This is a genomic window from Roseibium sediminis, from assembly GCF_008711325.1.
Taxonomy (GTDB): Bacteria; Pseudomonadota; Alphaproteobacteria; order Rhizobiales; family Stappiaceae; genus Roseibium; species Roseibium sediminis.
Map to the genome: position 1 here is coordinate 1 of NZ_VXDB01000082.1, position 1,210 is coordinate 1,210.

1 protein-coding gene is annotated in these 1,210 nt (G+C 54.3%); it reads left to right on the forward strand.

The window, feature by feature from the left end:
* Positions 1 to 420 precede the first annotated feature (420 nt).
* The coding region (locus F0155_RS23140) for a calcium-binding protein (RefSeq protein WP_425299997.1) at positions 421 to 1,210 on the forward strand (790 nt) is incomplete at its 3' end.

Consider the following 1,210-nt stretch of genomic DNA (forward strand, 5'->3'; position numbering starts at 1 on the left):
TCTCGACACAGCGCAACGACGTTGTGAACGAGCGCGGCGAGACCCTGATGCAGTCGACTGCCAACAACGGCCAGATGCTTTCGGAAGACGTCTGGTTCGCAAAGAACTGAAATTGAGTTTGGCGCTCCCCCGGTTCATGCGGGGGAGCGTATATCTCAAGGGAAAAGGCCTGTCCGGGATGCCGGGCAGGCCTTTCTTTTTTATTGCTCGCCGGCTTGCGAATTATCGTTAAGTAGGAGTTAATTTTATTTGTACGTTTCACTTTAATTAATCTTATTTCCATTAGTATTCAATAACAATCAGTTAATATAATCAAACTTTACGTAGCTTTATACGTAGTCAGTGCGAATATATATTCTTGTTTTCATCTGTATTCTTGCCGCCATCACAGATTTCCAATTTCGCCCCGAGGAGAAAAACATGGTGTGCAATAAGATTGGTCACGCTAATCACGGCGGTCAGGGTGCAGGTGCAGACAAGGCTGATGGGTTTGGCAACGCGCTCAAGCAGAATGCCAACCTGACAATTGCCAAGCAGCCGCCGAAGCAGCACGGCAACGGTGCCCAGAATGGTGGCCAGGGCAATGACCACATTCAGGGCAATGACGGCAACAACGTCCAGTTCGGAAATGGTGGTGCTGACCATCTTGCTGGCGGCAAGGGCAACGACATCCAGTTTGGTGGCGCAGGCAACGACCTAATTGAAGGCGGCGAAGGCAACGACATCATCAAGGGTGGTGCCGGTTCCGATACGATTCGTGGTGGCGCAGGCAATGACGTTGCGCTTTATGATGGCAACCGTGCCGACTACACGATTCTCCAGAACGGCGACCTGACTGTTGTCATTCACAACCAGTCCGGTGCAACCGATAACCTCAAGGGCGTCGAGCAGCTGGCCTTCACCGATCAGTCGGTCAACATTGCTGGTGGCTGGAACGCCGGTGGCAACTGGGGCGGCGGTCATAACCATGGTGACATGGGCGGCGCGAACAACGGTGGCGGCTGGAACGGCGGCAATGTTGGTGGCAACTGGGGCGCTGGCGGCAACAACGGTGGCAACTGGAATGGCGGTGGCAACTGGGGTGCTGGTGGAAACAACGGCGGTGCAAAGCCGATGGACCCGATCAAGGTCGATAACGGTCGCATCTGGGGTGATCCGCACTTCGTTGGCGCCGATGGCGGTACCTATGACATTCAGGGCGAAGCCGGCA